We start from the raw sequence: 24,297 nt of genomic DNA, 5'->3' as shown, positions 1-24,297 counted from the left end.
ACGGCAAGATAGGGAGGGGGCAGGGACGCGTCAATGGATCGCACAACAACCGATGTGACGGAGGTCGGGACGGGATGGGCGAGTTCTGGCCAGTGCCGGACGTACTGGCGTATCTGGCCGGGAGCTGGCGCGTGGAGCGATCCGTACGGGATCTGACGAGCGGCGCGGAGGGCCACTTCTCCGGTACGACGACTTTCAGCCCGCTGGACGACGGCGGACTGCTGCACGAAGAGTCCGGCACCTTCACCTGGCAAGGCGTCCCCCGCCCCGCCGAGCGCACCCTGCGCTTCCTGCCGGGGCCCGGGTCGGGCACGGGACGCTCACGCGGATCGGCGGAGGTGCGCTTCGCCGACGGGCGGCCCTTCCACGACCTGGACCTGACCTCGGGACACCATGTCACCGACCACCCCTGCTCGGCCGACCTCTACCGGGGGGAGTTCACCGTCCGCGGCCCCGACCACTGGCGGACCGTGTGGCGCGTGGGCGGACCCGCGAAGGACCTGGTCCTGACCACCGACTACGCCCGTGAGGGCTGAGCCGACACTCCGTCGAGGCGGAGGTTCCAGCGCCCCGCCCGGCCCGTGACGACGGTCGTCGACAGCGGGCGGACGTCGATGTTCCAGTACGTCGGAGGCGGCGCCTTCAGCACGTACACCAGGGCGGCGCGGATCACCGAGGGCTCGGCCACGGCGACGATCCGGCCGCCGTCCCCGACGGGCCGGGTGTCCAGCCAGCCCCCAACCCGGGAGATGAACTCCCGCAGCGACTCACCGCCGTGCGGCGTGCCGTTCGGGTCGGCGAGCCAGGCATCCACGGCCCCCGGCTCACGGGCCATCGCCTCGCCGAGCGTCAGTCCGCGCCAACGCCCCATGCCACAGTCCCGCAGGGCGAGTTGCACCAGAGGCGAGTAGCCCAGGGCATCGCCGGTGGCGCGGCTGCGCGGGGTCGGCGAGCAGTAGCGCAGCTCGGCCGCCGCGAGCGGGATCAGATCCTGGGCGACCCGCTGCACCTCGTCCCAGCCGGCCTGGTCCAGCGGACGGTCGTCCTCGAAGCGCTCGGCGAGCAGCGGGGAGCTGCGCGCGGCGGCGACGAACGTGACCCGTAGTTGCATGCGGCGATGGTGTGTCGCGAGAGTCCGCAGGTCAAGAGGTGTTACCTGGGAGTTATGCGGGTCGGCCGCTAGAAGACGAGCGCCATCCACTGGTCCGGCTTCTCCAGCGGCGCGAACCCCAGCTTCTGGTACACCCCGTGGGCATCGTGCGTGGCGAGGAGGATCCGCCGCAGCCCGCAGGGCCGCAGGTGCTCCCGTACGGCCCCGACGAGCGCTGTGCCGATCCCCTTGCCGCGCACCGCCGGGTCGACGTACACGTCGCACAGCCACGCGAAGGTCGCCCGGTCCGTGATCACCCGGGCATACGCCACCTGTTCACCGGAAACCGACTCATACACCCCGAAATTGAGCGACCCTTCGATCGCTCGGTCGTGTTTCTCCCGGGGCCGCCCGATCGCCCAGTACGCGTCGGTGGACAGCCAGCGGTGCACGCGCTCGGCGTCGACGCGGTCGGGGTCGGTGGAGATCTCGTAGCCCTCGGCGAGGGTCGGGGTGTCGGTCATGCGGGGAGGTTCGCAGGCCGCGGGCGACGTAGTCGAGCCGTTTTCCGGAGGACCTCCGAAGCACTTCTGAAGCACCTCTAGAGCCCCCGAGAGCCCGACAGAGCCTTCTAGAGCACCTCCTCACAGGCCCTACGAAGCCGCCGTACCCCTTCCGTGATCTCCCCCGTCCCCGCCACCGCCGCGAAGCTCAACCGCACGTGTCCGGCAGGCGGTTCGGCGCTGAAGTAGGGGCGGCCGGGGGTGATCGCGACGCCCGCGCGCAGGGCGGCCGCCACGAGAGCGGACTCTCCCCCGGAGCCGAAGGCCTGGGAGGTGCCCCCAGTGCCCTCGGGGAGGCGGAGCCACAGGTGGTAGCCGCCGGACGGGATGTGCGGGAGGGAGAGTTCCGGCAGGTCGAGCCGCAGCGCGGCCGTCATCGTGTCGCGGCGGGTCTTCAACTCGGCGGAGATCGCGCGCAGATGCCGCGGCCAGGCGGGCGAGCCGACGAGTTCGAGCGCCGCCTCCTGCAGGGGCCGGGGCACGAAGAAGGTGTCGACGACCTGGATGGCCCGCAGCCGCTCCAGCACCGGCCCGTGCGCGGCGAGCGCGCTCACCCGGAAGCTCGGCGAGGTCGCCTTGGTCAGCGAGCCGACGTGGACGACGACGCCGTCGGGGTCGTCGGCCGCCAGCGGGCGCGGCAGCGGCCCCGCGTCCTCGTGTACGAGCCGTCGTACGAAGTCGTCCTCGACGACGAACGCGCCCGCCTCGCGCGCGATGCGCAGCACCTCGCCGCGCCGCTCGGGGGCGAGCACGGCGCCCGTCGGGTTCTGGAACAGCGGCTGGCAGACGAAGACCCGGGCACCGGTGGCCCGGAAGGCGTCGGCGAGCAGGGACGGCCGTACGCCGTCCGCGTCGACCGGCACCGGGACCGGGCGCAGACCGGCCGCGCGGGCGATCGCCAGCATGCCCGGGTAGGTGGGCGATTCGACGAGCACGGGTGCGCCGGGCGGGGCGAGCGCGCGCAGTGCGGTGGTCAGCGCGGACTGGCCGCCCGAGGTGACGAGCACCTCCGCGGCCGTGACCGCACCGCCGATGCTCCGCGCGAACCACTCCCGCAGCTCCGGCAACCCCTCCACCGGCGGCCGTCCCCACGCTCCGGGGCGACGGCCCGCGCGGGACAGCGCCGCGGCCATCGCCCGCTCCGGCTGCAACGACGGATGCAGATAGCCGCCGTTGAACTCGATCACGCCGGCTGCCGGGGCGGCCAGCGTGACCAGCACACCGGAAGCGTCCACCGAGCGCGGGACGAGTTCGGCCGCGCTGTCCGCGCTGAGGGCGACCTCCTGCCAGGACGTGTCACCCACGGCGGCGGCCTGCGGACGCGGTCGGACACGGAAGGCGCCGGCACCGGGCCGGGTGACGACCAAGCCCTCGGCGGCCAGTTGCGCGAGGGCCCGGGAGACGGTCACCGGGCTGACCCGGAAGCGTTCGACGAGGGCACGGCTCGACGGGAGCTTTCCACCTGGTGAGTAGCGCTCCAGCTCCCGACGCAGCTGGTCCGCCAGATCGTCCACACTGCTACGCTCACGCATGAGAGCACAGAGTAGCGCTACTGCACCGACCCGGATAGCGGTAAGCCCGGCGGGCGGGACGACCGGAACCACCGGGACCACGGCCGCCGGCACCCTCCACGCCGCCCTCGGCGTCGTCGCCTTCTCCCTCACCTTCCCCGCCACCGTCTGGGGCCTGCAGGGCTTCGGCCCCTGGTCCCTCGTCGCCGTGCGCAGCGTCCTCGCGGCGCTGATCGCGGGCGGCTGTCTGCTCGCGCTGCGCATACCGGTGCCCGCCCGGCGCCACTGGCCCGGCCTCGCGGTGGTCGCCGCCGGTGTCGTCCTCGGCTTCCCGCTGCTGAGCACGCTCGCGCTGGAGACCTCCACCACCGCGCACGCCGCCGTCGTGGTCGGTCTGCTCCCGCTGACCACCGCCCTGTTCTCCGCCCTGCGCATGGGCACCCGCCCTTCCCGCACCTTCTGGGCGGCGGCGCTCGCGGGCGCGGCCGCGGTGGCCGCCTTCACCGCGCAGCAGAGCGGCGGCGCGCTCACCATCGCCGACCTCTACCTCTTCGGGGCGCTGCTGGTGTGCGCGGCCGGGTACACCGAGGGCGGCCGGCTGGCCCGGGTCATGCCGGGCTGGCAGGTCATCGGCTGGGCGCTGGTGCTGTGTCTGCCGCTCGCCGGGCCCGCCGCCGCGGTGGGGCTGTCGTACGAACCCGCCCACCTCACCCTGCACAGCGTGGCGGGACTGCTGTGGGTGGCGGCGGGCTCGCAGTTCCTCGGTCTCCTCGTCTGGTACCGGGGCATGGCCGCCATCGGCATCCCCAGGGCCAGCCAGTTGCAGTTGGCCCAGCCGCTGCTCACACTGGTGTGGTCGGTGCTGCTGCTGGGCGAGCACCTGACGGTGGCCGCACCGCTGACGGCCGTGGCGGTGCTCGTGTGCATCGCCGTGACCCAGCGGGCGCGCGGCTGAACGGCGCGCACGCACCGGTCCCGACCGGGCCCCGCGCCGTAAACTCGAGGAACACGGACCGCTGCTCCCGCAGATGCTGAGGAGGCCCGACAGATGCGTGCAACCGTGGGCGACCAGCTTGTCCAGCACGGCAGGGTGGTCGGACAGCACGACAAGATCGGCGAGATCGTCGAAGTGCTGGGGCGAGAAGGCAACCCCCCGTACCGCGTCCGCTTCGAGGACGGGCACGAGGGGGTGTGCTCCCCCGGCCCCGACACCGAGATCCGGCACAAGGAGATGAACCGCTAGGGCCTGATCCGCCGGACAGGTCCTAGTCCCCCGGGGTCCTCGCCGGCTGCCCGTAGTGGTCGGCGATCACCCGTGCCATGGCTCCGACGGGGTCCGCCGCCACGTCCTTGGCGGCGAAGAACACGTGCCCGCGCACCTCGGGGTGGTCCTTGGCGAGCGTGAGATGCCGGGAGAGTTCGGCGGGGTCCTGCCAGGCCCTGGACTGCGCCGGGTCGCCCGCCTTGTACAGCGCTTCACCCGCGTACAACCGCGTCTTGGTGCCCCGGGCCACCTCCGCCCACCAGGGCAGCAGCTTCGCGTAGTCGGCGGCTGGGAAGCCGATGTTCCAGTACAGCTGCGGGACGATGTAGTCGATCCAGTTCTTCCGGACCCATGTGCGGGTGTCCGCGTACAGGTCGTCGTACGCCTGCAGCGCTCGGGTCTGTGAGCCGCGCGGGTCGGTGGTGTCGTTGCGCCACACCCCGAAGGGGCTGATGCCGAAGCGGGCGGCGGGCCGGATCGCCTTGATACGGGCAGAGGTCTCGCGCACCAGCAGGTCGATGTTGCCGCGCCGCCAGGCGGCCCGGTTCGGGAAGCCGCCGCCGTGCAGGTCGTAGGCCGCGTCGTCGTCGAAGGTCTGGCCCGGCACCGGATACGGGTAGAAGTAGTCGTCGAGGTGCACGGCGTCGACGGGGTACTTCTTCACCGCGTCGAGCATCGCGTTCTGGACGAAGGCGCGGACTTCGGGCAGCCCCGGGTTGTAGTAGAGCTTTCCGCCGTACGTCACCACCCAGTCCGGATGCCGGCGGGCGGGGTGGGCCTCGACCAGCTTCCCGAGATCCGCGTGGGCCGCGATCCGGTAGGGGTTGAACCAGGCGTGCAGTTCCAGGCCGCGGGCGTGCGCCTCCTGGACGGCCGTGCCCAGCGGATCCCAGCCGGGATGCCTGCCCTGGGTACCGGTGAGGTACTGCGACCAGGGCTCGTACGGCGAGGGCCACAGGGCGTCGGCGGTGGGACGGACCTGGAACAGCACCGTGTTGAGGCCGCTCTGAACGGCCTTGTCGAGATGGGCGACCAGTTCGGCCCGCTGCGCCGCCGCGCTCAGGCCCGGGCGGGAGGGCCAGTCCCGGTTCATCACGGTCGCCAGCCACACGCCCCGCATCTCGGCCACCTTCCGCGGCCGGGCCGCCCGGTGGCCCGGTGCGGCCGACGCACCGCCCGAGGCCGACATGAGCGTCGCCAGCGCTGCCAGCGCGACCGCCCGACGTGACACTCGCCCCATCTGCACACCCCCGAACACCGCGGATCCGCATGGTCACGGACCGTCTCCGCGCCCCAGGATGCCCGACCGATTGCCCGACCCCGGCGATCGATCATCGATACTTGGCGGTAACGTGCACGAACGGAGCAGGCGCACCGGACCAATGGGGCCCTGCGATGCCCGTAGACCAGCGAAAGGGACGATGTGACCGACATCGAGCGCGTCGGAGTGGTCGGCTGCGGCCAGATGGGAGCGGGCATCGCCGAGGTGTGCGCCCGCGCCGGCCTGGAGGTGAAGGTCGCCGAGACCACCGGCGAGGCCCTGGAGATCGGCCGGACCCGGCTGCTGAACTCCCTGGCGAAGGCCGCCGAGCGCGGCAAGATCTCCGAGGAGGAGCGGGACGCCACGCTGGCGCGGCTCAGCTTCACCACCGACCTCGGCGAGTTCGCGGACCGCGATCTGGTGATCGAGGCCGTCGTCGAGAACGAGCAGGTCAAGACCGAGATCTTCCAGGTCCTCGACCAGGTGGTGACCCGGGCCGACGCGATCCTGGCCTCCAACACCTCCTCGATCCCCCTGGTGAAGCTGGCGGTCGCCACCTCCCGGCCCGACCACGTCATCGGGATCCACTTCTTCAACCCGGCCCCGGTGCAGAAGCTCGTCGAGCTGATCCCGGCGCTCACCACCTCCGAGGGCACGCTCGGCCGGGCCCAGGTCTTCGCCGAGAAGGTGCTCGGCAAGCACGCCATCCGCGCCCAGGACCGCTCCGGCTTCGTGGTCAACGCGCTGCTGATCCCGTATCTGCTCTCCGCGATCCGGATGTTCGAGTCGGGCATCGCCAGCCGCGAGGACATCGACAACGGCATGGAGCTCGGCTGCGCCCACCCGATGGGCCCGCTGAAGCTGACCGACCTGATCGGCCTGGACACGGTCGCGTCCGTGGCGTCCTCGATGTACGAGGAGTACAAGGAACCGCTCTACGCCGCTCCTCCGTTGCTGCAACGCATGGTCGACGCCGGCCGGCTGGGGCGGAAGACGGGCTCGGGCTTCTACACCTACGGCTGATTACGCACCGTGGCTCGAAAGGCCCGGCACTCTTCGGAGTGCCGGGCCCACTGCATTCACACGCCGTGTGCGCACCGGGCTCGCATATGCCGCCCGCACACTCTCCCCACCTGCCCACCAGGCGAGTTGACTCTTCATGCGCATGCAAGGGATGAGCCGACTACAGAAAGGAACGGACTCGTGACCACCGACCCTGAGCATCCCGTGGTCCATGGCGAACTCGCAGAGTTACGCCGCCGCCTCGACGTCGCCTACGCGCGGGTGGAGGGAGGACTGGCTCTGCTCAGTCATCGCACCGAGGAGACGGACAAGGAAGTCGACGACCTGAGCAACCGGATCGTCGCCCTCGAGCACGCCCGCTGGCCACTGCCCGCGGTTGCGGTACTCGCCGCCGTGGGCGCGCTCGTCGTGACGGTCTGGCAGGCCCTGGGCCGCTAGTACGGCTCCAGGACGCGGTGGGGGGATCAGGGCATGGCGTCCTGCCCGAGCCGGAGATGATGCAGCAGCAGTAACGCGGCCGCCATGTTCGCGGCCGGGACCTCGCCGCGGGCGACCATGTCGGGGACGAGTTTGAGGGGGACCCACTCCCGGCGGTCCGACTCGAAGTCGTCCACGGGGTGTCCGAGGTACTCGCCCTCGTCGGCCCAGTAGATGTGGTGCCGGGCGTCGGTGAGCCCGTTGGACGGCTCCACGCTCATCAGGTGGTGCAGGGGTCCCGGCCGCCAGCCGGTCTCTTCCTCGAGTTCCCTGGCGGCCGCGACGGCGATGTCCTCGCCGTCCTCGACCACACCCGCCGCGAGTTCCCACCCCCAGCTGTCGGTGATGAAGCGGTGGCGCCACAGGAGAAGGACCTCATTGGCCTCGTTCACCACCGTGGCCACGGCAACGGGCCGCAGCCGTATCAAAAAGTGATCGAGGTGCCGACCGTCCGGCAGCTCGACATCGGCGAGATTGACGCTGAACCAGCGGTTCGCATACACAGTTTGCTCGTTATGTTTCGTCCACTGCACGGTTCTGCCACCTTCCGTCGAGTAAGTGGCAATATCGCAGCAGGGACGATGGGTGTCGGTGGTCGTGCGCCCGTCTACAGCGGTACGCGCAGTGCACCGTCGATGAGTGCGGCGGCCTCGGCCGTGCCCGCACAGCCGCTGCGCACGAGGCGTTCGCGCACCGCCCGGAGTCTGTCGCGCAGGCGCTGGGACTCCATTCCCCGGGCCTGTTCGGCCATCTGTACGGCGATGGCCACCGCCTTGTCGGCGTTGCCCTGGCGCAGTTCGATGGTGCTGAGCATGGCGAGCCGGTGCACCCGGCCGCGGTCGTGGGCGGGGTTGTCGACGGCGGCCATGGCGTGTTCCCGCGCCGCCGCCACTTCACCGAGGCTCAGGAGCGCCTCCGCCACCTGGACGTTGACGAGTCCCGGCTGGACATAGCCCGTTTCGTCCGGCTCGTAACCGCGCCGGATGCGTTCGGCGGCCTGCTCGGCCCGCCGGATGCAGGACAGCGCGCTCGTGCCGTCGCCGAGGTGTGCGTACGCCTTCGCCTGCATCGCGTACAGGTCGGAGGCGAGCGCCGGGGTGATGTGCCGGCCGGCGGCGCGCAGCGCGGCCTCCGCGAAGGCGACGGCCTGCCGGTACTCCCGCATGAACAGCGCCTGGTTGACGAGAAGCGCGATCACGTACGCGCCCAGCCCCCGGTCCCCACTGGCCTTCGCGAGCCTGAGCGCCTGGTGGAAATAGCGCTGGGCCAGGCCGTGCGCGTCGGAGTCGTACGCGCAGATCCCGGCGACCGCCACCAACCCGCCTGTGGCCCGGTGCAGTTGACGGCCCGTCTCGTCGGTGTAGCTGCCGCGCAGCAGCGGGGCGGCCTCGGCGTTCAGGAAGCCGACGATCCGGGTGCGGGTCGCCACGCCGCCGGCCTTGCGGTACATCTGCTCGTAGTGCGTGCGGGCCGCGCGCAGCATCTCGATGTCGGCCGAGGTGACCCGGTGCCTGCCGCCCCGCGACACGTCGACGTCCTCGGGCGGGTTCTCCCACTCCCACACGGGCATGACGGCGGGCGTGCCCGTGACCGCGGGAGCGCCCAGGATGTGCGGGCGCTGCTGCTCGTCGGAGCGCCACAGGGCGGTGGCCCGCTCCACGAAACCGGACAGCGACGTGCCGTGCGGGGCGGAGGGCTCGCCGGGCACGCCGAGACCGATGTCGTCGAGGGTGACGGGGCGATGCAGCCGGGCGGCGAGCACCTCGCAGATCAGGTCGGGCACCTGGCCGCGGGGCCGCTGCCCCTTCAACCACCGTGCCACGGCGGTGTGTTCGTATCTGAGCGCGAGACCGCGCGCCCGGCCGGCCTGGTTGACATGGGCGGCGAGTCCCGCGTGCGAGATGCCCGCCTCGTCGAGGATCGCGTCGAGCAGAGTGTTGGGCTGCATGGGATGCCCCCCGGGTGGCTCGGTGCCGTCAGAGTAGTGGGTCGGCCTTCACACGGGGTGTGAACGGAGTACTCGAATCCGCACCGTGTGCACACTGTCGCGGAGAGTTTCCAGCCGGTTGACTGAAATGCCTCGCAAGAGGCCGGCCGGGCCGCCGGCTCCCCCTCGTACAGTGCGGCGGCCCGGCGTCCGCGTGCGGTGCCGGGTGCTCAACGGTGCGTCGTCGACTGCTGGTTGGTGGTGGCTGGTCCTGCGGTTCCTGAGGCATGGCGTACTGGGCGGCCGTTTCGAAGCACCAGTAAGGCGACGTCATCCGCGGGTGTGCCGCCCGCATGGCGCAGCAGCGCGGTGAAGACCGAGCCCAGGACGACCTGTGGGGGGGCGATCGGGTTGGCGTGGACCGCCTGGGACAGCGCTTCGGACAGGGAGAAGAACCGGCCACGGCTGTCCCTCGCGTCCTCGACGCCGTCCGTACAGAGGACCAATGCCTCTCCCGGCTGCAGGTGTCCGCAGTGCAGCGCGGGCAGCTCGGACGGCAGCGGGAACGGGCCGAGGGGCGGGAGAGGATCCGCACGGGCGAGAAGATCGACGCGGGTACCGCTCAGCAGATACGGCCACGGGTGACCGCAGTTCAGAGCCCGCACCTCTCCGTCCCGGCAGATCTCCAGCAGCAGCAAGGTCACGAACTCCTCGGCGACCGGGTTGGCGGGCGCCGGTCCGGCCGACGGGTGCTCGGCGCGGGAGCGCTCGCGCAGGTGCCGGGCCAGTGCGCGTTCCAGCCGGCGCAGCACACCGTCGAGTTCGGACTCCTCGTGGACGGCCTCGCGGAAGCTGCCGAGGACGGCGGCGGCCGTGCCGATCGCCGCCAGCCCGTGTCCGCGGACGTCGCCCATCACGACCCGGACGCCCTGCTCGGTGGCGACGACCTCGTACAGGTCGCCGCCGATGGTGGCCCCGCGGTCCGCGGACAGTTGGGCGGCGGCGAGGTTCAGCCCCTCGATGCGCGGCGGCAGCGGCCGCAGCAGCACGCTCTGGGCGGCGCCCGCGACCCGACGGGCCTGCCGGAGCTCACGCAGCAGGGTCTGGCGGACGTGGAGGATCAGTCCGGTGCCGACGACGAAGAAGACGGCACTGGTGACGACACGCGCGCCGAAGCCGTCCTGCTGGGCCAGCGGACAGACCAGCTTGTACGTGACCGCGACGGCGCCCCACACCGTGGGCAGCACGAGCGAGAGCGTCGCCCTGCGGGGCACACCAGCCTTGATGCGGATCATGCCGATGGCCCCCCAATTAGGCCTGACAGCGCAATCGGACCGACCCCGAAAGGCCGGTCCGATTCTGTCGACCATATGGCCCCAAGTGGCCAGATCATCGGGAGAAGTCACTCAATCGAGTGAGGTGAACGGATTTGGGGGTGTGCGGGCATGCCCCCCACAAGGGGCGCGGGGCTGTATCGATATGCGGCTCCGCCGCGTGGGCGCGACCAGCCACAACAGGCCCGCAGCCGCGGGCAAACCACAGCCCCCCGCCCCTTTGGCGCCGGGCGCCCTAGCCCCTCAACACAGCCCCGCTCCGCTCACCCGCCAGCGCAACCGCCGCATCCCTCGCCGCCGACGCCTCGTCCACCGTCAACGTCCGATCAGCCGCCCGGAACCGCAGCGCATAGGCCAGCGACTTCTTGCCCTCACCGAGCTGCTCGGCGTTCTCGTACACGTCGAACAGCCGGATCGCCTCCAGCAGTTCACCCGCACCGTCACGCAGCGCGGCCTCCACTTCGGCGTGCGGTACGAACTTGTCGACCACCAGCGCGACGTCCTGCGTGGCGACGGGGAACGTCGAGATGCTCGGCGCCTGCGGCGTACCGTCACCGACCCGCTCCAGCGCGTCCAGGTCCAGCTCCGCCGCACACGTACGCGCGGGCAGCCCCAGCGCCTTCACGACGCGCGGATGCAGCTCACCCGCGTGACCGACAACCCGCTCGGCACCGTCGGCGACGACCACCAACTCGGCGCACCGCCCCGGATGCCACGGCCCGTACTGCCCGCCGCGGACAACCAGTTCGGCACCGGCCTCTCGGGCGACGGCACGCGCCGCCTGGACCACGTCGGCCCAGTCGGCCGGGCGGCCCTTGCCCCACCAGCCGGCCTGCTCGCGGGCGCCCGCGAGGACGACGGCGACGTGACGCGGCTGCTCGGGCAGGACCGCGTCGAGCGACGCGAGTTCCTCGTCGGTCGGACGCCGATCGACGGGCGGCGAGACGGCGACCCCCTGCTCCGCCCGCGGGAGGAAGACCAGCCCGGTCTCGAACAGCGCCAGGTCGTGCGAACCCCGGCCGTCGTTGCGCCGCAGGGCACCGAGCAGGCCCGGCAGCAGCGACGTACGAAGCGCCGGCTCCTCGTCGTTGAGCGGGTTGACCAGCTTGACGACTCGGCGGGCCGGGTCGTCGGCCGCGAGGCCGAGCTGGTCGAAGACCTGCTCGCTGACGAACGGGTAGTTCGGCGCCTCTACGTACCCGGCGCCGGCCAGGGCCCGGCCGACGCGGCGGTGCAGGCGCTGCCGGTGGGTCAGGCCGCGGCCTGACGGCGGCTTGGGCAGCGTGGAGGGCAGGTTCTCGTAGCCCTCCAGGCGGACGACCTCTTCGGCCAGGTCGTTGACCTCGGCGAGGTCGGGCCGCCAGGACGGCACGGTGACGATCAGCTCGTCCTGCCCGTACACGTCGCAGCCGATCTCCTGGAGCCGGCGTACGACGGTCTCACGGCCGTACTCGACGCCCGCGACCTTGTCCGGGTGGTTCGCCGGGACGGTGATGGTGTGCGGCGCCGACGGCGCGATGACCTCGGTGACGCCGGCCTCGGCGGTGCCGCCCGCGAGCAGCACCAGCAGGTCGACGGTGCGCTGGGCGGCGGCGGAGGCGGCCTGCGGGTCGACGCCGCGCTCGAAGCGCTTGGACGCCTCGGAGGACAGCTTGTGGCGGCGGGCCGTACGGGCGATGGAGACCGCGTTGAAGTGCGCGGCCTCGATCACGATGTCGGTCGTGCCCTCGGCCTCGGTGTGATCGGCGATCTCGGTGTTGGCTCCGCCCATGACACCGGCGAGGCCGATCGGGCCGCGCTCGTCGGTGATCACCAGGTCCTCGGCGTGCAGGGTGCGGGTGACGCCGTCGAGGGTGACGATCTTCTCGCCCTCCTCGGCCCGGCGGACACCGATGGTGCCCTGGACGAGCGAGCGGTCGTAGGCGTGCAGGGGCTGGCCGAGCTCCATCATCACGTAGTTGGTGACGTCGACGGCGAGCGAGATCGGCCGCATGCCGACCTTCTGCAGGCGGCGCTGGAGCCAGATCGGGGAGCGCGCCTCCGGGCTCAGCCCGGTGACGGTGCGGGCCGTGAAGCGGTCGCAGCCGACGGGGTCCAGGACCTTGACCGGGTAGCCGAAGGCGTTCGGGCCGGGCACGTCGAGGAGGGCCGGGTCGCTGAGCGGAAGGCCGTAGGCGATGGCGGTCTCGCGGGCGACGCCGCGGATGGACAGACAGTCGCCGCGGTTGGCGGTGACGGCGATGTCCAGGACCTCGTCGACCAGTTCGAGCAGCTCGATGGCGTCCTTGCCGACCTCGGTCTCCGGCGGCAGCACGATGATGCCGTGGCTGCCGTCGTCGCCCATGCCCAGCTCGCCGCTGGAGCAGATCATGCCGTGGGACGTCTTGCCGTACGTCTTGCGGGCGGAGATCGAGAAGCCGCCCGGCAGCGTGGCGCCGGGCAGGACCACGACGACCTTGTCGCCGACGGCGAAGTTGCGGGCGCCGCAGACGATCTCCTGGGGCTCGCCGGTGCCGTTGGCCTGGCCGACGTCGACCGTGCAGAAGCGGATCGGCTTCTTGAAGCCCTCCAGCTCCTCGATGGTCAGCACCTGGCCGACGACGAGCGGGCCCTTGAGGTCGTGGCCGAGCTGCTCGACCGTCTCGACCTCGAGACCGGCCGAAATGAGTTTGGCCTGGACGTCACGCCCGGTCTGAGTCGCCGGCAGGTCGACGTACTCCCGCAGCCAAGAAAGCGGGACCCGCATCAGATCTCCATCCCGAACGGCCGGGTGAACCGGACGTCACCCTCGACCATGTCTCGCATGTCTTCGACGTTGTGGCGGAACATCAGCATCCGCTCGATGCCGAACCCGAAGGCGAAGCCGCTGTACTTCTCCGGGTCGACGCCGCAGGCGGTCAGCACCTTGGGGTTGACCATGCCGCAGCCGCCGAGCTCGATCCAGCCCTCGCTGGAGCAGGTGCGGCAGGGCCGGTCGGGGTTGCCGACGGACTCGCCGCGGCAGACGTAGCACACCATGTCCATCTCGGCGGACGGCTCGGTGAAGGGGAAGAAGTTGGGCCGCAGCCGGGTCTTCATGCCCTCGCCGAAGAGCGCCTGGACCATGTGGTCCATCGTGCCCTTGAGGTCGGCCATGGTCAGGCCCTCGTCGACGGCCAGCAGCTCGACCTGGCGGAAGACAGGGGTGTGGGTGGCGTCCAGTTCGTCGGTGCGGTACACGACGCCGGGGCAGATCACGTAGACCGGCAGGTCCCGCTCCAGCAGGGAGCGGATCTGCACGGGCGAGGTGTGGGTGCGCAGCACGACGCCGGACTCGGTGCCGCCGCCCTGGCCCTGCACGAAGAACGTGTCGGCCTCGCCGCGGGCCGGGTGGTCCGGGCCGATGTTCAGGGCGTCGAAGTTGAACCACTCGGCCTCGACCTGCGGGCCCTCGGCGACCTCGTAGCCCATGGCCACGAAGACGTCCTCGATGCGCTCGGAGAACGTGGTGAGCGGGTGGCGGGCGCCGGCCGGTACGCGGTCGTACGGCAGCGTGACGTCCACCGCCTCCTCGACCAGTACCCGCTGGTCGCGCTCGGCTTCCAGCTCGACCTGGCGGGCGGCCAGGGCCTTGTTCACGGCTCCGCGGGCCTGGCCCACACGCTTGCCGGCCTCGGCCTTTGCGTGCGGGGGCAGGGCGCCGATCTCGCGGTTGGCGAGGGCCAGCGGGGAGGCGCCGCCGGTGTGGGCGACCTTGGCCTCCTGGAGCGCGTCGAGGGAGTCCGCGGCGGCGAAGGCGGCGAGCGCCTCGTCCCGCATGCGCTCGATCTCTTCCGGTTTCAACGCCTCGACCTCGACAGGGTCGTACGACTTGTTCGGTGCCGACATCTCTTCCCGTACTTCCGATTGGCTGGCTGGAGGTCCCCGTCGCCGACGCTCGGGCGAATCGCTCGGCTCAGGACGCAAAGGTGCCAATGGCCGAGTCTAACGGGGTGGAGCTGTACGAATGCGCCCGCGGGCTGCTCAGGTCAGGTAGGCCGGAGCGCTCACGGGCAACGTAAATCGGAACTGGGCGCCGCCGCCTGGGGCGCGGCCGACCGTGATGGTGCCGCCGTGGGCCTCGACGATGCCCTTGACGATGTAGAGCCCGAGGCCGGTGCCGCCGCGCTTGCTGCCCCGCCAGAAGCGGGTGAAGACGCGGTTCATGGACTCCTCCGGGATGCCGGACCCCTCGTCGCTCACCGTGACCGACGTAGCTGCGTTTTCATGGCCTTCCCCTTCGCGCGGGGACGCCGTGGGCGTGATGTCAATCGTGACGGTTCCCTCGCCGTGCCGCACGGCATTTTCCAGCAGGTTGCTGAGCACCTGGTCGATCTTGTCGGGGTCGGCCCACAGGGCGGGCAGCGGCTGCTCCAGCCGCAGCAGGAACCGGTCGGCGGCGAGGCCGGCGGCGACGTACGCCTGGATGTGCCGCCCGACGGCGGCGCCGATGTCGACGGGCTGGCGCCTGAGCTCCAGTCGCCCGGAGTCGATCCGCGAGATGTCGAGCAGCTCGGCGATGAGCCGGGTGACCCGGTCGGCGTCGGCGTCGACGGTCTCCAGCATCAGCCGTTTCTGGTCGTCGGTGAAGCGTTCCCACTTGGCGAGCAGGGTGGCTGTGAAGCCCTTGACCGAGGTCAGCGGGGAGCGCAGCTCATGGGCGACGGTGGCGATCAACTCCGCGTGGCTGCGTTCGGTGCGGCGGCGGGCCTCGGTGTCCCGGAGCGAGACGACGACCCGGCGGACGGGTCCGGTGGGCCGCGTCCGCAGGTACTTCGCCGAGACCAGCACCTCACGCCCCCCGGGAAGCAGCAGATTGCGCTCGGGCTGTCCCACTCTGATGGCGAGACCGCCGTACGGATCGGTCAGCTGCCACCAGCGACGGCCCTCCAGGTCCTCTAACGGCAGGGCCTTCTCCAGCCGCTGTCCGAGGGCGTCCTCGGCGGGGAGGCGGGTGATCCGGGCCGCGGCGGCGTTGAAGCAGATCACGCGCCCGTGCTCGTCCGCGACGACCAGTCCGTCGGGCAGCTGGTCGGGATCGATGCCGAGCTCGGCGAGATCACCGGGCCGGGACGCGGGCGGGCGCCGTACGTCCCGTGCTCCCGGTGCGCTGCTCGTGCCGACGCTCATCCCCGTACCCCACCTCTCAGGCGTCTGAGGGGCCCCCGAGCTGGTCACCCTACTAGCTCTCGGTGACGGAGCGGCACCCTCCGGAGGCGCGCTGTGCACGGGCTGACGCATAGAGACATACGGCGGCGGCTGTGGCGAGGTTCAGGCTCTCGGCCTTCCCGTGGATCGGGACGCGGACCACGGCGTCCGCGAGTGCGCGGGTTTCCTCCGGCAGCCCCCAGGCCTCGTTCCCGAACACCCAGGCGGTCGGACCGCCCATGGTCCCCTTGTCGAGCTCGTCGTCGAGGTCGTCCGTTCCGGCGCCGTCGGCGGCGAGGATCCGCACGCCGACTCCCTTGAGCCCCGCGACCGCCTCCTCCACGGGAACGCCGACGGCGACGGGAAGGTGGAACAGCGAGCCCACCGAGGCACGTACGGCCTTGGGGTTGTAGAGATCGACCGAGGCATCGGTCAGTACGACGGCCTCGGCACCGGCCGCGTCGGCGCAGCGCAGGACGGTCCCGGCGTTCCCGGGATCCCGTACGTTCGCGAGGACGGCGACCAGCTTGGGCCGGGTGGCGAGGATCTCCTCGAAGGGCGTGTCCAGGAACCGGCAGATCCCGACGAGGCCCTGCGGGGTGACGGTGGTGGAGATGTCGGCGATGACCTGCTCGTCGGCGAGATGCACCCGGGCCCCGGCGGCACGGGCCTCCCCGATGATGTCGGCGTACCGCTCCGCCGCGTCCGGCGTGGCGAACAGCTCGACCAGCGTGGCCGCGTACGCCGCCGCCTCCCGCACGGCCTGCGGCCCCTCCGCGAGGAACAGCCGCTCCTTGCCCCGGAAGTTCCGCTTGGCGAGCCGCCGGGCGGCGGATACGCGGGGGGAACGCGGGGAGATCAGCTCGGGGGCGACGGGGGGCATGCAACTCACCTTCGGTTACCGGTCAACACAACGGACCCGCGGGCACCTGCCCACGGGTCCGTTCAGTCACGTCGGCCACAGCCGGCGCGGCGACGCGCAGCGTCACGCCGCCTTGGGCGCGTTGACGTCGCTCGGCAGCGCCTTCTGGGCCACCTCGACCAGCGCGGCGAACGCACCGGCGTCATTCACGGCCAGCTCGGCCAGGATCTTGCGGTCGACCTCGACGTTCGCGGCCTTGAGACCCTGGATGAAGCGGTTGTACGTGATGCCGTTCGCGCGGGCAGCGGCGTTGATGCGCTGGATCCACAGCTGGCGGAAGTCACCCTTGCGCTTCTTGCGGTCGTTGTAGTTGTAGACCAGCGAGTGGGTGACCTGCTCCTTGGCCTTGCGGTACAGGCGCGAGCGCTGACCGCGGTAGCCGGAGGCCTGCTCGAGGATCGCCCGGCGCTTCTTGTGGGCGTTGACTGCCCGCTTGACGCGTGCCACTTGTTAACTCCTTGTAGCTGGGTCACGGGGGTGACCCGAGAACGGCTTGGTCCCGGTTATCGGCTGCGCCCTGCCCACGCAGGGCGTGCACTAGATCCCGAGGAGCTTCTTGGCCTTGGCGGCATCGCCCGGCGCCAGCTCGACGGTGCCGGCCAGGCGGCGGGTCAGCGTCGAGGGCTTGTGCTCCAGGTAGTGGCGGCGGCCGGCGCGCTGGCGCAGCACCTTGCCCGAGCCGGTCACCCGAAAGCGCTTCTTGGCACCGCTGTGCGTCTTGTTCTTCGGCATGGCGCCGTTCTCTCCTCGTCGGTGGCGCTCCGGTGCCCGGTCACGAAAACCGGGCACTGTGGAGCGTCGCTCTTGTATCGGTTACGTCCTGGGGACTCGCGTCCCCCGGGATCACGCCTCGGCGGGAGCCTCGGCCTGAGCCTCGACTTCGCCCTCGGCATCCTCGGACTCCGCGGCGTTCTGCGACTTGCCGGGGTTGGCCTTCGCTTCTGCCTTGCGGGCTTCCTGAGCCTGGCGGGCCTCGGCCATCGCCTCGGTCTTCTTCTTGTGCGGACCGAGAACCATGATCATGTTTCGGCCGTCCTGCTTCGGGTTCGACTCCACGAACCCGAGGTCGGCCACGTCCTCCGCGAGACGCTGCAGCAGTCGGTAGCCGAGTTCCGGCCGGGACTGCTCGCGACCACGGAACATGATCGTGATCTTGACCTTGTCGCCCTGCTTGAGGAACCGAACGACGTGACCCTTCTTGGTGTCATAGTCGTGCGGGTCGATCTTCGGCCGGAGCTTCATCTCCTTGATGACCGTGTGCGCCTGGTTCTTGCGCGCCTCACGGGCCTTCATGGCCGACTCGTACTTGAACTTCCCGTAGTCCATGAGCTTGCACACAGGCGGACGGGCGGTCGCCGCCACCTCGACCAGGTCCAGGTCGTACTCCTGCGCAAGCTCCAGTGCCTTGGCCAGGGGGACGATGCCCACCTGCTCGCCACTGGGACCGACAAGTCGCACCTCTGGAACGCGAATCCGGTCGTTGATGCGGGGCTCGGCGCTGATGGATCCTCCTCGGTTAGCACCACACGGCCATCTGGCGGACGGCCGCGTTTGTCTCTTTTCGACAACAGACCTAACCGCGCCGAAGCACAAAAAATGCCCCGGACGATCACAGGCGGGGCTCCAAGCACTACCGGAGCACCGCCGCGGTGATGCCGCGGGGCGCACATTCGGGCGACTCCATCGTCCGTACGGAACGATGGTGGCCGCCTGACCGGGGTGACCCGCCGTCCCGGGGGACGGTCAGGTGGGAGATCGGAGCCTCCACTTGTGGGCCAGTCACACTACACACGCGTGTCCGGCCGGTCGTCACACAAGGTTAGCAGCTACCCGGGGGTGGTGCGAACCGCCGTACCTCGGGGCCTATCGTGTGGGGCATGAGTGACACCCCTTCCGAGTCCGCCGAGTCCGCCGCGGGCCCCGACTTCGACGAGATGACCCGCGACATCGCCGAGGTCCCCGCCGTCGAGGTGATCGTGACGGTCGCCGTCAACCTGATGAGCGCCGCCGCCGTGAAGCTCGGTCTGACGGAGGAGGGCGACAAGTACAAGGACCTGGACGAGGCCCGCAAGCTGGTGCATGCCCTCGCCGGTCTGCTGGACGCGAGCGCGACCGAGATCAGCTCCTTCCACGCGTCGCCGCTGCGCGACGGCCTGAAGTCGCTGCAGCTGGCGTTCCGCGAGGCGTCCCTCGTCCGGGACGAGCCGGGCCAGGGCCCCGGTGAGAAGTACACCGGCCCGATCTACGGCTGACTCAGGGACAGACTCAGGGACGGACGTACAAGGGCTCGCCAGGCGGCGTCGCCCCGGCCGGCAGCAGTGCCAGGTCGAGGCCGCGCACCAGGCGGGCCCTCAGCGTTTCGTCGGCGGCGAGCCGCTGCGCGAGGGCCCGGGCGGCCTCGGCGGGCGGCGTGGACGGGTCCAGCACCAGGGCGAGGGTGCCATCGGCCTGCCCCGGCCCGAGGTGGGCGCGCAGTACGGCGGGCTCGGCGGCCACGGCGTCCCGTACGGCCTCGATGACGGCCGGGTCGGCGAGCGGGTCCGTGGTCGTACGCCCCTCCGCGAGCGCCAGCAGCGCGGCCCCCGTCAGCTCGAACGCCACCGGACCGGCCATGTCCAGCAGGACGGTGTCCGCCTTCTCGTGCGCGGCGGCCTGGAGGGCCTGGTGCAGCGGTACGGCGACGGGGCGGGCGACCGGGTCCCAGCGGGCCAGCGACTCGGTGGAGGTGAAGGCGGGCAGGGCGGTGCGGGAGCCGGCCTTCAGGGTGGGTACGGCCATGTCGCTGGTCTTCTCGCGGCGCAGCCCGTTCTCGTCCTCCTCGACCTCGCCGAGTACGGCCACCACCGGGACGAGGAGCCGGGCGCCCTTGAGGGCCTCCAGGACGGGTCCCGCGGCGGTGCGGTCCTCGGCCCAGGCGGCGAGCGCCGCGCTCAGCCGGGGGTCGGCCGAGCCGTCGTCGTCGGAGAAGCCGGAGTCGGGAATGTTCTTGTTCGCCACGGTCACCGACCCTATAGGGGGGATGCTGCTGGGCTTGTGCGGGCCCGGAAACCTGCCCGTGACGACTTTCACGGGTTTCTCAGATATCCCTGACACACATCTAACGTCCGTCTAACGGCCCGCACAGCCGGTACCCCGAGCATCGCGGGCATGGAGTCCTTCAGAGCCGCCCGCAGCCTCCGCTCCGGTCTGTCCCGGCGCCGCTCTCTGATGTACACCGCGCTCGCCTCCGTCGCCATCCTCGGCGGTACGGCGGCCGGGACCGTGTACGTGAAGGCGCAGGCGCACTCGGGTGCGGGCGCCGTATCGTCGTCGGCGACGCCGTCGGGGTCGATGCCGTCGGGGTCGATGCCGGACGCGCCGTCGGCGTCGGCATCACCTTCGGCTGCGGCTTCCGCTTCGACGGACGGGGAGACATCGGTGGAACCTGTGGTGGAGCCGACCGTCGACCTCGACGATCTGCTGGCCGACGCCTTGGAGTCGGTCGGCGTGGAGGCCGGCGCGGAGCTGTCCGCGGCCGTGCTCGACCTGGACTCCGGCGAGAGCGCCTCGTACGGCGAGGGCGCCTTCGACACGGCGAGCATCGTGAAGGTCGACATCCTGGCGACGCTGCTGCTCCAGGCGCAGGACGCGGACCGGCATCTCACCGCGCAGGAGAAGTCGTACGCCACCTCGATGATCGAGAACAGCGACAACGCCTCCGCGTCGGCCCTGTGGCGGATCATCGGGAAGGCGGACGGTCTCGACGCCGCGAACGAGCGGCTCGGGCTCACGGACACCGAGGGCGGCGACGACATGCTGTGGGGACTGACCCAGACCACCGCCGCCGACCAACTCGCTCTGCTTCAGCAGGTGTTCGTGGACGACTCTCAGCTGAGCGAAGCCTCGCGGACGTACGTCCAGGGACTGATGGGCCAGATAGCCGTCGATCAGCACTGGGGTGTGTCGGCCGCGGCGGACGGTTCCGCGTGGGCCCTGAAGAACGGCTGGCTGGCGCGCAGCACCACCGGGCTGTGGGACATCAACAGCATCGGGCGCGTGACAGTGGACGGCCACGGCTATCTGGTGGCCCTGCTGTCGAAGGGCAACTCGACGCAGGCGAAGGGGATCGCGCGGGCGGAGGCGGCGGCGAAGGCGGCGGTGTCGGTGTTCACGGAAGGCGGTGCGTCGGCCTCGACATCGGCATCGGCATCGGCATCGGCGACTGCATCAGCGGCTGTCTTCAAGTAGCCGCCCCGAAGGCGTCGTACGCCGCCGTGGGTCGCTCGGACTCAGGAGTCCTCGTACCGCTCGCGGCGGCCGCGCCACAGGACCACCGCCGCGATGAGGAGTACGCCGCCGAGGCCGCCCGCGAGGGGGGCCGCCCAGTCGGCGGTGTCGTTGTCGGACTCGGCGCTGTCGGGGCCGGAGCCGAAGTACTTCTCGCCGTAGGCGGCGGCCTGGAGGCCCTCCGGCTTGAGGCGGTCGGCCTCGGCGAGGGCGGCCGCGGGGTCGACGAAGCCGAAGCCGCGGGAGTCGTCGCGGCCGGCGGCCGGGGCGTTGCGGGCCGTGTCCTCCAGGAGTTTCTTGACCTGGGCGGGTGTCAGACCCGGGTGTGCGGCCCTGATGAGCGCGACCGCGCCGGAGACGAAGGCGGAGGCTGCGCTCGTCCCCCAGCCCTCGTAGTACTTGTGGTCCGGGTCGGCGATGACGACGTGGTCGCCGGGCGCGCTGACCGTGGCGTACCAGCGGCGGGTGGAGAAGGAGGCGCGGGTGCCGTAGCGGTCGACGGCGGTGGCGGCGATGACGCCCGGGTAGGCGGCCGGGTAGGAGATGTGGTCCCCCTCCTCGCCGCCGTTGCCGGCCGAGGCGACGACGACGGAGCCCTTCTTGAGGGCGTACTGGACGGCCTCGTCCTCGGCGGGTTCGGGGTGGGCGGAGGCGGAGTCGTCGCCGAGGGAGAGGTTGATGACGTCGGCGCCGTGGTCGGCGGCCCAGCGGATGCCTTCGGCGAGAGCGTTGCCGCGGGTGCTGCGGGCCTTGGCGCGGGCCGGGTCGTCGTCTTCGAGGATCACGCGGACGGGGAGGATCTTCGCCTCGGGGGCGATGCCCATGACGCCGTCGGCGTCGCCGATGCCGTGTCCGTGGCCGGCGATGATGCCGGCCATCGCGGTGCCGTGGCGGGCCCAGGGGCGCTGGCCTTCCTTCGCCCCGAAACCGATCATGTCCTTGCCGGTGAGGACGTTGCCGTCGAGGTCGGGGTTGTCAGCCTCGACGCCGGTGTCGAGGACGGCGACGGTGACGCCCGCGCCCTTGGTGGTGCGCCAGGCCTCCTGGGTGTGCATGGCGTCCAGGGCCCACTGCTTGGCGCGGATGCCGTCGGCGTGCGCGGCGGTGGGCGGGACGAGGGCGATCGAGGCGGCGAGGAGGACGCTCAGGAGGCCGGCTCGGCGGGTGGTGAGGCTCACTCGACTCACGCGACTCGTGCGGCTCATGAGGGCTTCTCCGAGGGCGAGCTGACGGTCTTGCGCAGTCCGCGTTCTACGCGGTCGGCGAGGCCCTGCGCCTCGTTGCCGAGGCCGGCCTGGGCGGGGGCGGTGGTCGCGCCGGACTTCATGGCCTCGACGGCGGGCTCCGGGGTGTCGACCGTACGGCCGTCCGCCCAGCCGGAGACGGCGTAGACGACGACTGGGGCGTCGGTGAGGACGGAGACGGTCCAGGAAGCGCGCTGCTCGTTGCCGAAGCCGGCGGCGACGGTGTCCTTGGCGGAGTACGGCCGGGGCATGAGGTCGGTGCGGTCGGCGAGGCCCTCGTCCTTGAACCGTTTGCCGAGGGTGCTCATGGCGGCGGCGTCGGCCTTGGTGAAGAGGAGGCCGACGGTGGTGACGTAGCTCCGGGTGGCGTCGGTGTAGGTGGCGCGCAGGAGGCGGGCGCAGCCGACGGTCGACAGGGCCTTGCGCAGCAGCGGGTCGAAGGCGTTCTGGCAGTCGCTGTCGGGGGCGACGGCGATACGCGTCCAGGTCCGGTCGGCGCCGCCGGGGCCGGCGCCCTGGCCCTCGACCGTGGGCGGGAACAACTGATCGACCGGGATGCTGTGCCACAGCCCGCGGGCGGTGGCGAAGGTGTCGCCGGGCCCGGCCTCCCCCGGCTCCCCGATCAGCCAGCTCCCGGTCACGGCACCACCGATGAGCCCCAGCCCGAGCACGACACACGCGGCCACGACGGCGATCCGCGACCGCCCCCTGAGCGCCCGAGGCCACGCCCTCGCGTCGTACCCCTCCGGCTCCCCGAACGAAATCACGGGCCGCCCCGAACCAGCCGTCCCATCCGGCGCCATGGGTGCGCTCCATGAGAGGGCGGGGTCCGGGGTCAGGGTGGTGGTGTCGGGGGGCGGCGAGGAGGTGCGTGGGGTGCTCGGAGGGGCGGTGGGTGGCGAAGGGATACGGGTGGCGCTCGCGGGAGCGGGGGGCGCCGAGGGCATGCGGGCGGCGCTCGGAGGGGCCGAGGGTGCCGAAGGGACGCGGAAGGCGCTCGCGGGAGCGGGGGGTGCAGAAGGGGTGCGCGAGCTGTTTCCGGGGCCGGTGGCCGCCGACGACGTACCCGGGTCGCTTCCCTGGCCCGTGGGCGCCGGGGAAGTGCGCGGCGGGTTGGTGCGGCCCGGAACCGGTGCCTCATGCGCGGGCCGCGGGGGAAAGGCGGGGCGACGTCCGGGCTCGGCGGGCGTCGCACCCCGGCGAGTGTCCACCTCGGGGGGCAGCTCCGCGGGAATCGGACGCAGCCGGAAGGTCGTCTCCGCCGCGGTCTCGGGAGGCGCGCCGGTACGGCGGGGCGGTATCGGCGGGCGATGGCTGGGCCGAGGCGGCACGGAGCCCGAAGCGGGAGGCGCGGCACTCGGGCGAGGCGGCACCGAACCCGACGCGGGAGGCGCGGCACTCGGGCGAGGCGGCACCGAACCCGACGCGGCGGGCTCGGCACCAAGCTGAGGCGGCACGGCGCCCGAACCGGAAGGCCCGGCACTCGGGCGGGACGACACAGGACCCGGCACATCGGTGCCTGCGCCCGACCGGGCCGATGCAGAACCTGACGCAGCGGGCGCTGAACTCGGCGCGCCGGTGCTCGGACCCGCGGGGTCCTCGGGTGTCTCGCGGCCAGCCTTCGGTGGGGTGTCCGGGAAGCGGGCGGATGCCATGGGCGGGGGCGGGGAGGCGGCGGCACGGGGGGACGGGGTGCGGAGGTTCGGGAAGTCGGGCCGGGCGTCCTGGGAACCGGAGGCCGTACGGGCCCCGTCGGCCTCGCTGCCGCGCCGGGGCGATGTCACCGCACCGGAGCCGTCACCGCCTGTCGGAGCGGCCGAGCCGCGTGCACCGGGGAAGCCGTCCCACGGGGAGGTGTCCGCGTGCGCACCCGCGGTCGGAGCCGGCGCCGGCCGCTCGGTCTCGGGGTCCCCCTCCATCGGCGGTTCGGTGGGGCGTTGGGGAACGGCGGGGCGGCGTGCCTCTGTGCTCATGCGGGCCACCCCCCGTTTCCTCGTGCCCGGGCCGTCTCTCGTACGCGGGCCGTTGTCGTGGTGGCCCGGCCCGGTGCGGACTGCCGTCCGGGCACACATACCCGCACGGGGAGACCGGCATCCGGCGCGGGCCTGCGACCGGGGGCGGGACGTCCTCCGTGCGTGCGCGTCACTCTACGGGTTGTTGCTGCGCGAACGGGAACCAGTCCACGAGCCCGGGGCATCTGCCCGGAACATCCCCCTACCCCGCGGTAATCCTGTCTGGCAGGCTGCGTT

General features: G+C 71.7%; 23 protein-coding genes and 1 pseudogene. 7 read left to right on the top strand and 17 right to left on the bottom strand.

The features are described 5' to 3' along the window. Positions 1–74: 74 nt before the first annotated feature. On the top strand, positions 75–536 hold the full coding sequence (locus ACFYO2_RS21955; protein ID WP_388351492.1) for a DUF6314 family protein: 462 nt from the start codon (positions 75–77) through the stop codon (positions 534–536). On the opposite strand, the gene ACFYO2_RS21950 is transcribed toward ACFYO2_RS21955, so the two are convergent. The 3 genes from ACFYO2_RS21950 to ACFYO2_RS21940 all read right to left on the bottom strand — a co-directional run bounded on the left by ACFYO2_RS21950 (position 518) and on the right by ACFYO2_RS21940 (position 3,185). After that, on the bottom strand, positions 518–1,111 hold the full coding sequence (locus tag ACFYO2_RS21950) for a histidine phosphatase family protein (RefSeq protein ID WP_388351490.1): 594 nt from the start codon (positions 1,109–1,111) through the stop codon (positions 518–520). The genes ACFYO2_RS21955 and ACFYO2_RS21950 overlap by 19 nt on opposite strands. Before the next feature lie 68 nt (positions 1,112–1,179). Then, positions 1,180–1,614, bottom strand: coding sequence for a GNAT family N-acetyltransferase (locus tag ACFYO2_RS21945; protein ID WP_388351486.1), 435 nt, complete (start codon positions 1,612–1,614; stop codon positions 1,180–1,182). 107 nt (positions 1,615–1,721) lie between these two features. Further along, positions 1,722–3,185 (bottom strand): PLP-dependent aminotransferase family protein, encoded by a 1,464-nt coding sequence (locus ACFYO2_RS21940; RefSeq protein ID WP_388351483.1) that lies wholly within the window; start codon positions 3,183–3,185, stop codon positions 1,722–1,724. On the opposite strand from ACFYO2_RS21940, the gene ACFYO2_RS21935 reads away from it, so the two are divergent. Together ACFYO2_RS21935 and ACFYO2_RS21930 are read left to right on the top strand one after the other, a co-directional pair. Further along, positions 3,184–4,119 carry a DMT family transporter gene (locus ACFYO2_RS21935; protein WP_388351480.1) on the top strand — a complete coding sequence of 312 codons (936 nt, stop codon included), beginning with the start codon at positions 3,184–3,186 and terminating at the stop codon, positions 4,117–4,119. The two genes, ACFYO2_RS21940 and ACFYO2_RS21935, sit on opposite strands and share 2 nt — an antisense overlap. Positions 4,120–4,212: 93 nt before the next feature. Then, positions 4,213–4,407, top strand: a complete 195-nt coding sequence (locus tag ACFYO2_RS21930) for a DUF1918 domain-containing protein (RefSeq protein ID WP_388351477.1) — start codon at positions 4,213–4,215, stop codon at positions 4,405–4,407. Between the two features lie 22 nt (positions 4,408–4,429). Here ACFYO2_RS21930 and ACFYO2_RS21925 read toward each other — a convergent pair whose 3' ends face one another. After that, positions 4,430–5,668, bottom strand: a complete 1,239-nt coding sequence (locus ACFYO2_RS21925; protein WP_388351475.1) for a glycoside hydrolase family 10 protein — start codon at positions 5,666–5,668, stop codon at positions 4,430–4,432. A 183-nt stretch (positions 5,669–5,851) separates the two neighbouring features. Between ACFYO2_RS21925 and ACFYO2_RS21920 the strand changes: the two genes are divergently transcribed. Both ACFYO2_RS21920 and ACFYO2_RS21915 read left to right on the top strand, forming a co-directional pair. Beyond that, positions 5,852–6,712, top strand: coding sequence for a 3-hydroxybutyryl-CoA dehydrogenase (locus tag ACFYO2_RS21920; RefSeq protein ID WP_388351472.1), 861 nt, complete (start codon positions 5,852–5,854; stop codon positions 6,710–6,712). A gap of 180 nt (positions 6,713–6,892) precedes the next feature. Next, positions 6,893–7,150, top strand: a complete 258-nt coding sequence (locus ACFYO2_RS21915) for a hypothetical protein (protein ID WP_388351471.1) — start codon at positions 6,893–6,895, stop codon at positions 7,148–7,150. Positions 7,151–7,176: 26 nt separating this feature from the next. Here ACFYO2_RS21915 and ACFYO2_RS21910 read toward each other — a convergent pair whose 3' ends face one another. From ACFYO2_RS21910 to infC, 10 genes and pseudogenes are all read right to left on the bottom strand, one after another. After that, positions 7,177–7,722, bottom strand: coding sequence for an NUDIX hydrolase (locus tag ACFYO2_RS21910; RefSeq protein WP_388351468.1), 546 nt, complete (start codon positions 7,720–7,722; stop codon positions 7,177–7,179). A 74-nt stretch (positions 7,723–7,796) separates the two neighbouring features. After that, positions 7,797–9,137, bottom strand: coding sequence for a transcriptional regulator (locus tag ACFYO2_RS21905; protein ID WP_388351465.1), 1,341 nt, complete (start codon positions 9,135–9,137; stop codon positions 7,797–7,799). Between the two features lie 209 nt (positions 9,138–9,346). Continuing rightward, complete coding sequence (locus ACFYO2_RS21900; protein WP_388351462.1) at positions 9,347–10,411, bottom strand: PP2C family protein-serine/threonine phosphatase; 1,065 nt, start codon at positions 10,409–10,411, stop codon at positions 9,347–9,349. Positions 10,412–10,685: 274 nt separating this feature from the next. Next, positions 10,686–13,196: a phenylalanine--tRNA ligase subunit beta gene (gene pheT / locus ACFYO2_RS21895; protein ID WP_388351459.1), complete on the bottom strand. Its 2,511-nt coding sequence runs from the start codon at positions 13,194–13,196 to the stop codon at positions 10,686–10,688. Then, the gene (pheS, locus tag ACFYO2_RS21890; RefSeq protein ID WP_388351456.1) at positions 13,196–14,317 is read right to left on the bottom strand and encodes a phenylalanine--tRNA ligase subunit alpha; all 1,122 of its coding nucleotides are present in this window, start codon (positions 14,315–14,317) and stop codon (positions 13,196–13,198) included. The genes pheT and pheS overlap by 1 nt, the downstream gene beginning before the upstream one ends. Positions 14,318–14,452: 135 nt before the next feature. Continuing rightward, positions 14,453–15,598 (bottom strand): ATP-binding protein, encoded by a 1,146-nt coding sequence (locus tag ACFYO2_RS21885; RefSeq protein WP_388351454.1) that lies wholly within the window; start codon positions 15,596–15,598, stop codon positions 14,453–14,455. Positions 15,599–15,650: 52 nt separating this feature from the next. Next, entirely contained in the window at positions 15,651–16,499 is an 849-nt protein-coding gene (locus ACFYO2_RS21880) for a TrmH family RNA methyltransferase (protein WP_388351451.1), read from the bottom strand. A gap of 102 nt (positions 16,500–16,601) precedes the next feature. After that, positions 16,602–16,985: a 50S ribosomal protein L20 gene (rplT, locus tag ACFYO2_RS21875; protein WP_004002577.1), complete on the bottom strand. Its 384-nt coding sequence runs from the start codon at positions 16,983–16,985 to the stop codon at positions 16,602–16,604. Between the two features lie 90 nt (positions 16,986–17,075). Continuing rightward, positions 17,076–17,270 carry a 50S ribosomal protein L35 gene (gene rpmI, locus ACFYO2_RS21870; protein WP_217239718.1) on the bottom strand — a complete coding sequence of 65 codons (195 nt, stop codon included), beginning with the start codon at positions 17,268–17,270 and terminating at the stop codon, positions 17,076–17,078. A 111-nt stretch (positions 17,271–17,381) separates the two neighbouring features. After that, positions 17,382–18,066, bottom strand: a pseudogene (infC, locus tag ACFYO2_RS21865) (translation initiation factor IF-3). A 349-nt stretch (positions 18,067–18,415) separates the two neighbouring features. Here infC and ACFYO2_RS21860 point away from each other — a divergent pair. Further along, a complete protein-coding gene (locus tag ACFYO2_RS21860; RefSeq protein ID WP_388351448.1) occupies positions 18,416–18,790 on the top strand; it encodes a DUF1844 domain-containing protein in 375 nt (124 codons plus the stop codon). A gap of 13 nt (positions 18,791–18,803) precedes the next feature. Here ACFYO2_RS21860 and ACFYO2_RS21855 read toward each other — a convergent pair whose 3' ends face one another. Next, entirely contained in the window at positions 18,804–19,535 is a 732-nt protein-coding gene (locus ACFYO2_RS21855) for an SseB family protein (protein WP_388351445.1), read from the bottom strand. A gap of 150 nt (positions 19,536–19,685) precedes the next feature. Between ACFYO2_RS21855 and ACFYO2_RS21850 the strand changes: the two genes are divergently transcribed. Further along, a complete protein-coding gene (locus ACFYO2_RS21850; RefSeq protein WP_388351442.1) occupies positions 19,686–20,765 on the top strand; it encodes a serine hydrolase in 1,080 nt (359 codons plus the stop codon). 41 nt (positions 20,766–20,806) lie between these two features. On the opposite strand, the gene mycP is transcribed toward ACFYO2_RS21850, so the two are convergent. Both mycP and ACFYO2_RS21840 read right to left on the bottom strand, forming a co-directional pair. Continuing rightward, positions 20,807–22,009: a type VII secretion-associated serine protease mycosin gene (gene mycP, locus ACFYO2_RS21845; RefSeq protein ID WP_388351440.1), complete on the bottom strand. Its 1,203-nt coding sequence runs from the start codon at positions 22,007–22,009 to the stop codon at positions 20,807–20,809. Next, on the bottom strand, positions 22,006–22,734 hold the full coding sequence (locus tag ACFYO2_RS21840) for a hypothetical protein (protein ID WP_388351437.1): 729 nt from the start codon (positions 22,732–22,734) through the stop codon (positions 22,006–22,008). Before ACFYO2_RS21840 ends, mycP begins: the two co-directional genes overlap by 4 nt. Positions 22,735–24,297: the final 1,563 nt, after the last annotated feature.

This window comes from Streptomyces sp. NPDC006602 (genome assembly GCF_042870385.1).
GTDB lineage: Bacteria > Actinomycetota > Actinomycetes > Streptomycetales > Streptomycetaceae > Streptomyces.
The sequence above is the reverse complement of the archived record's forward strand: the minus strand, read 5'-3'. Positions and strand labels throughout refer to the sequence as shown.

Excerpts from the sequence above, each read along its gene's own strand:
- ACFYO2_RS21955 (WP_388351492.1), top strand. The coding sequence starts at position 75 with ATGGGCGAGTTCTGGCCAGTGCCGGACGTACTGGCGTATCTGGCCGGG.
- ACFYO2_RS21950 (WP_388351490.1), bottom strand. The coding sequence starts at position 1,111 with ATGCAACTACGGGTCACGTTCGTCGCCGCCGCGCGCAGCTCCCCGCTG.
- ACFYO2_RS21945 (WP_388351486.1), bottom strand. The coding sequence starts at position 1,614 with ATGACCGACACCCCGACCCTCGCCGAGGGCTACGAGATCTCCACCGAC.
- ACFYO2_RS21935 (WP_388351480.1), top strand. The coding sequence starts at position 3,184 with ATGAGAGCACAGAGTAGCGCTACTGCACCGACCCGGATAGCGGTAAGC.
- ACFYO2_RS21940 (WP_388351483.1), bottom strand. The coding sequence starts at position 3,185 with ATGCGTGAGCGTAGCAGTGTGGACGATCTGGCGGACCAGCTGCGTCGG.
- ACFYO2_RS21930 (WP_388351477.1), top strand. The coding sequence starts at position 4,213 with ATGCGTGCAACCGTGGGCGACCAGCTTGTCCAGCACGGCAGGGTGGTC.
- ACFYO2_RS21925 (WP_388351475.1), bottom strand. The coding sequence starts at position 5,668 with ATGGGGCGAGTGTCACGTCGGGCGGTCGCGCTGGCAGCGCTGGCGACG.
- ACFYO2_RS21905 (WP_388351465.1), bottom strand. The coding sequence starts at position 9,137 with ATGCAGCCCAACACTCTGCTCGACGCGATCCTCGACGAGGCGGGCATC.
- ACFYO2_RS21900 (WP_388351462.1), bottom strand. The coding sequence starts at position 10,411 with ATGATCCGCATCAAGGCTGGTGTGCCCCGCAGGGCGACGCTCTCGCTC.
- pheT (WP_388351459.1), bottom strand. The coding sequence starts at position 13,196 with ATGCGGGTCCCGCTTTCTTGGCTGCGGGAGTACGTCGACCTGCCGGCG.
- pheS (WP_388351456.1), bottom strand. The coding sequence starts at position 14,317 with ATGTCGGCACCGAACAAGTCGTACGACCCTGTCGAGGTCGAGGCGTTG.
- ACFYO2_RS21885 (WP_388351454.1), bottom strand. The coding sequence starts at position 15,598 with ATGAGCGTCGGCACGAGCAGCGCACCGGGAGCACGGGACGTACGGCGC.
- ACFYO2_RS21880 (WP_388351451.1), bottom strand. The coding sequence starts at position 16,499 with ATGCCCCCCGTCGCCCCCGAGCTGATCTCCCCGCGTTCCCCCCGCGTA.
- rpmI (WP_217239718.1), bottom strand. The coding sequence starts at position 17,270 with ATGCCGAAGAACAAGACGCACAGCGGTGCCAAGAAGCGCTTTCGGGTG.
- ACFYO2_RS21860 (WP_388351448.1), top strand. The coding sequence starts at position 18,416 with ATGAGTGACACCCCTTCCGAGTCCGCCGAGTCCGCCGCGGGCCCCGAC.
- ACFYO2_RS21850 (WP_388351442.1), top strand. The coding sequence starts at position 19,686 with ATGGAGTCCTTCAGAGCCGCCCGCAGCCTCCGCTCCGGTCTGTCCCGG.
- mycP (WP_388351440.1), bottom strand. The coding sequence starts at position 22,009 with ATGAGCCGCACGAGTCGCGTGAGTCGAGTGAGCCTCACCACCCGCCGA.